Source organism: Nostoc sp. 2RC, assembly GCF_014222165.1.
Taxonomy (GTDB): domain Bacteria; phylum Cyanobacteriota; class Cyanobacteriia; order Cyanobacteriales; family Nostocaceae; genus Nostoc; species Nostoc linckia.
Map to the genome: position 1 here is coordinate 1 of NZ_JACKZU010000499.1, position 4771 is coordinate 4771.

At 40.3% G+C, this 4771-nt stretch carries 4 protein-coding genes; 1 reads left to right on the top strand and 3 read right to left on the bottom strand.

Going from position 1 to position 4771, the window contains the following annotated elements:
- The gene (locus tag GNE10_RS32125) at positions 1–1056 is read right to left on the bottom strand and encodes a sulfonate ABC transporter substrate-binding protein (protein ID WP_185570017.1); all 1056 of its coding nucleotides are present in this window, start codon (positions 1054–1056) and stop codon (positions 1–3) included.
- 295 nt (positions 1057–1351) lie between these two features.
- On the bottom strand, positions 1352–2107 hold the full coding sequence (locus GNE10_RS32130; protein WP_185570018.1) for a dienelactone hydrolase family protein: 756 nt from the start codon (positions 2105–2107) through the stop codon (positions 1352–1354).
- A 390-nt stretch (positions 2108–2497) separates the two neighbouring features.
- Between GNE10_RS32130 and GNE10_RS32135 the strand changes: the two genes are divergently transcribed.
- A complete protein-coding gene (locus GNE10_RS32135; RefSeq protein ID WP_185570020.1) occupies positions 2498–2941 on the top strand; it encodes a GNAT family N-acetyltransferase in 444 nt (147 codons plus the stop codon).
- Between the two features lie 220 nt (positions 2942–3161).
- Here GNE10_RS32135 and GNE10_RS32140 read toward each other — a convergent pair whose 3' ends face one another.
- Positions 3162–4652, bottom strand: coding sequence for a DUF3131 domain-containing protein (locus GNE10_RS32140; protein ID WP_185570021.1), 1491 nt, complete (start codon positions 4650–4652; stop codon positions 3162–3164).
- Between the last annotated feature and the right edge of the window lie 119 nt (positions 4653–4771).

The window sequence follows — 4771 nt, forward strand, 5'->3', positions numbered from 1 at the left end:
CTATTTAATGCTGCTTTGAGTAATAGTTTCTGGTGTGATGGCTGCATATTGTTCAGTAGTCAGCATCGCTTCCTGAATATTGATAGATTTAGGAATTATTTTTTCCTTAGCAAATAAATCGGCGATTTTCTGCTGATTCTCCATGATTTCTGGAGTAATTGGTCTTAAACCGTAGTTTCGTCTTGAGACCATTGTTTCTAAAATATCTTCATCAATTTTTAAATTAGGAGCAATCAGTTTTACAGCTTCTGCTCGATTTTTGTCAGCCCATTGACCTGTGTTATTTATTTCCTCAAGGACTAATTGCACTAATTTGGGATTTTCTGTAGCGAATTTTCGCGCTGCCATGTAATATCCGCCTTGAGTAGCAATGCCGCTAGCATCTCTCAACACACGGGCATTCGCCTTTTTTTGTGCCACCGCTAAATAAGGATCCCAAGTTACCCAAGCATCAATTTTTCCTTGAATAAATGCATCACGGGCTTCTGAAGGAGGTAGACTCAAGGCTTGAATATCACTATATTTCAAACCGGCTTCTTCTAAGGCTTTTATTAATAAATAATGAGAGGCAGAACCTTTCTGGAAAACTACCTTTTTACCTTTCAGGTCAGCTAGAGTACGAATAGGGGAATTATTTTGAACTATAATGCCGCTTCCTTTTCCAGTACTAGGTTTGTTACTAGCAATATAAACTAAAGATGTACCAGCAGCTTGAGCAAATATTGGCGGAGTTTCGCCTACAGAACCAATATCAACTCTACCCACATTCATCGCTTCCATTAGTTGTGGTCCGGCAGCAAATTGCGCCCATTCTACAGAAACATTTAAAGGTTGTAAACGTTTTTCAATCAATCCTTTGAGTCTGACAATATCGCCAGAACTTTGATATCCCATGCGAACTATTTTTGCTTGATAACCAGTGGTTTTATTTTCTGATTTTGGAGTTTCGACTGAGCAACTAACTAAGGTTGTTGAAATTGTTAATAATCCGGGCAATACAAATAGTGAAAACTTGTGAAAAATTTTCACTCTTGGCTGTTTTAAGGCGGTAATCATGGGTGTAATACTTGATTTTTATTTGCTATGGGAATCTTTTTTGATTGACAAAATAATTTGCTTGGTGGGCGAAGCGCGATAGCCAGAGAGTAGGCAATGAAGAGTAAGAAATCAATCTTTATTGATGTGAGGGCGAGTTTTTTCACCCAATCAAATATGATTCCTAGAGAGTAGTAGGGAGTAGGGTCAGAAATTTAGACCCAACGGGCAACTTATTTTCCCCAAACACCAGACTCCCCTCTATTGACGGTTAACAGTTAACTGTTTGTTTTTTGCAATTTCTTAAGACAAAGATTTAGACAGTTTGCAGCTGGAGATTCTTTTGGAACAGTTCTACAACGTTTTTCCAAGCATCAGCAGCAGCTTCGGGATTATAACTAGCGCGATGGTTGCAAAAGAAACCATGTCCTGCTCCCTCGTAGCGGAAGATGGTATGGGGAATTTGATGTTTCTTTAATTCTGCTTCTATCTGTTGTGTATGTTCTAAGGGAATTCCTTGATCTTCGAGACCAAAGAATGCATATATGGGGCCTTTAATATCGGGAGTGCGTGTGATGGTTGGTTCTCCACCGCCGGGAGTTGAGTTTGTAATTCCACCACCATAAAAGGAAGCTGTAACTTTAATATCTGGTAATGTGGCAGCTAGGTAAACGACGTGACCACCAAAACAGAAACCAATGGAACCGATGGCATCTGGTTGTACATTTGGTAAAGTTCTTAAATAAGCGATCGCAGCCTGAATATCGCTCAATATTTCCTCTGCTTTGGTTTGCTCTTTATACTGTCTCCCCTTTTGGACATCTTCTGAATTGTACCCAGCCTCGAAACCAGGAGCAGTACGTTGAAACAAAGTCGGAGCAATGGCTACATAACCCTCTTTGGCAAATTTCTCGGTAACTTCCCGAATATGTATGTTTACCCCAAAGATTTCTTGAATCACAATCACCGCCGGGAAAGTTCCTTTTTCTACTGGTTCGGCTAAGTAAGCGTCAATTTGTAAATCACCGTTGGGGACTTTAACCTGACTAGTGCGAATTTCTCTGTTTGTCATGGTTTGAGATTAGCTTCCAATCGCTTTGAGGTAAGTATATGTGGTAACTGCATAAAACACTTAATCTTTACCGATTTACCGTATTTTAGAAGTAGTATTTCACAAACAGTGTGCAAACGCAAGTCCTGACTTGGCAAGCAAACAGGGGATGAAAACCTCAAAACTTCGTCAGAAGGTTGAGTTCAGGCTAGGTCTGTCCCATTAGTTCTGAAAGTTTCGTAGTAAGCACTTTAGTGGTTAAAAATCAAGGACTAAAGTCCTTACTACAAACATTTTTTTCTACAACATTAATGGGACAGACCACTGGATCGCTTTGAGAACCCTCCTTAAGCTAATCTGAATTCAGATTCAATGAAAAATTTACACAGGAGTAAGGGGAGGAAAAGTCATATGGAAGTTTTTTTAGCTAATATTAATCATCTTGAAAGTCTGTCGATACTGTTTGATGAATACCGCGTTTTTTATCATCAGGTATCAGATATTGAAGCTGCCAAAGAGTTTCTCAAAGAACGTTTTCAGAATAATGATTCAGTAGTATTTGCAGCTAATGAAAATCGAGAAATAATTGGGTTTACTCAGCTTTATCCGAGTTTTTCTTCAGTGTCGATGAAGCGAGTATGGATATTGAACGATTTGTATGTCAAAGAGTCCCATCGCCAGAAGGGGGTTGCAACCTTATTGATGAGTGCTGCCCAAGAATATGCCAAAGAAAGTGGTGCAGTTCGAGTAATATTAGCGACTCATATTTCTAACACAAATGCCCAAAAGCTTTATAAAACACAAGGATATATCAAGGATGAAGAGTTTTATCATTACGCTTTACGATTACAGTAATAGTAGAAGATGAACGTTGAGTAGCACAGCAGGAAGCGCAATCTGTATTTTTGGCTGTTCTACGAGAAAATCAACCAGGATTCACTTTTTAGTAAAAGCTGGGTTTTGAAGTGATACGCATAGCATCACCCCAGCAATTTGGAAACAAAATTAATCGGCGCTGTGTGGTGCGGCGACAGTTCGCTGGAGTGATGATTCGTATCACAGTCAAGTGACTAGTTTAATTTAACTTGCTACTTCTTTTAACTCCTGCCCAAACGGTAAGCGGTTGTCCGACTTGTTTATAGAGCAAACTCTCTAAAATTACGCCATTATTATTAGCTGTCAGAGCTTTATTCGGCTGACGCAGAGATTCATAAAAACCGTTGTACCAACCATCTTTTGATTTGAGGTTGGTTTGGACGAAATCAAATAGCTGGCGCGTGTAAGCGGTGTTATAAAGCACATGCCAGCCTACCGTTGCTTTAGCACTTAAAAAGCGCAAATCATTACGCTGTTGGCGGGTGTCTGTGATGGTAGCCCAAGGTTCTCCGTTGACAAACAAACTGCTGTAAACAAAGTAAGGAGGACGATCCAAATTGTCTTCTGTGACGGCAGTTAATTGTTTTGTCGCTTGATAGCGAGATTCTTGAGCAGCTAAAATTCTATCGGCGTAGGCTTTGGGCAAAGCTTGAAACCCAGTTTCAATACCATCTAATATATAAGGTTCGCTCAAAACATAGTTATTGGCTTCAGATTTTTTATAATCACGTTTGTCGTAAGGAATTCCTTGTCCGTAAACATTTACAAAGGCAGTATTCGACTGATAATCCAAAGCTTTGTTAACATCCAAGCCCCAAAGTTTCAGACCATAGGCAGCATAATTCTCATAACCCAAGCGACCTTCTTGGTTGTACTGTTCTCTACCTTTGATGACGCTAGTACCATACATTCGCCCATTTTTGGTGAGACGCTTGACTTGCCAATGTTTCCAAACATCATTGGAGAGCGATCGCATTTCGGGATACTTTGCACCAACTATTTTTAGCCAGATTGCCATCCGCCCCAAATCAATGGCAGACCAACCAATTTGTTCTTGTTTTTCTAGTTGACCATAATTAACGGGTATCAGGGTTTTTGCATTGTAGACTTTGTTGGGTAGTTCTTGTTTGTATAAGGGGATAGATGCCAGTGTTTTCAACATTTTGGTCATTTTGGCATCAAATTCAGCCGCAGATACAATATTGAGTTCTCTAGCGCTGATTAAGGCGGCCATCGCAGCTGATTGATCCCACATAGTTACAGAGGGAAAACCATCAACAGAATTAACCAAACCAGTTTCGTCATTCCAGTTACGCTGGAAATATGACCAAGCTTGACGAGCTGTTGCGATTTCTTCTTTAGTTAACGATCCTGCACCAGGAGCAACATAAGGAGTGATGGCTATTGTTAATTGGTTAGCAGGAATCGGTTCACCTGGTAAAACCACAGATGTAGCGTCAAGCTTGGCAATTGTTTCAGCTTCTTCGGCACTAAAAGGAGTACTTGGTAAGGGTTCCTTTGCTGGTGAAGCTATCTTGGATGTTGATAGTTCTGGTCGATCCACAGAAGTTGAAGACATTTGTTGTGACCAAAAATTAAACCCAGCGATCGCCACAACAGCAGTCACCACTCCTCCAACAGAAGCCAGGATGGATAAACTCTTAGGTGGGGGTTGAAAATCAGAACTCATAGGGATTAAAGCCTCTTTTTATGAATTACAGTGTTTTGCGTAATCTCACCAGAGTTTATTCTTCCCAAATTTCAAATCCGATTAACTTATGGCTGGGGATTGGGGGAGATGGGGAGATG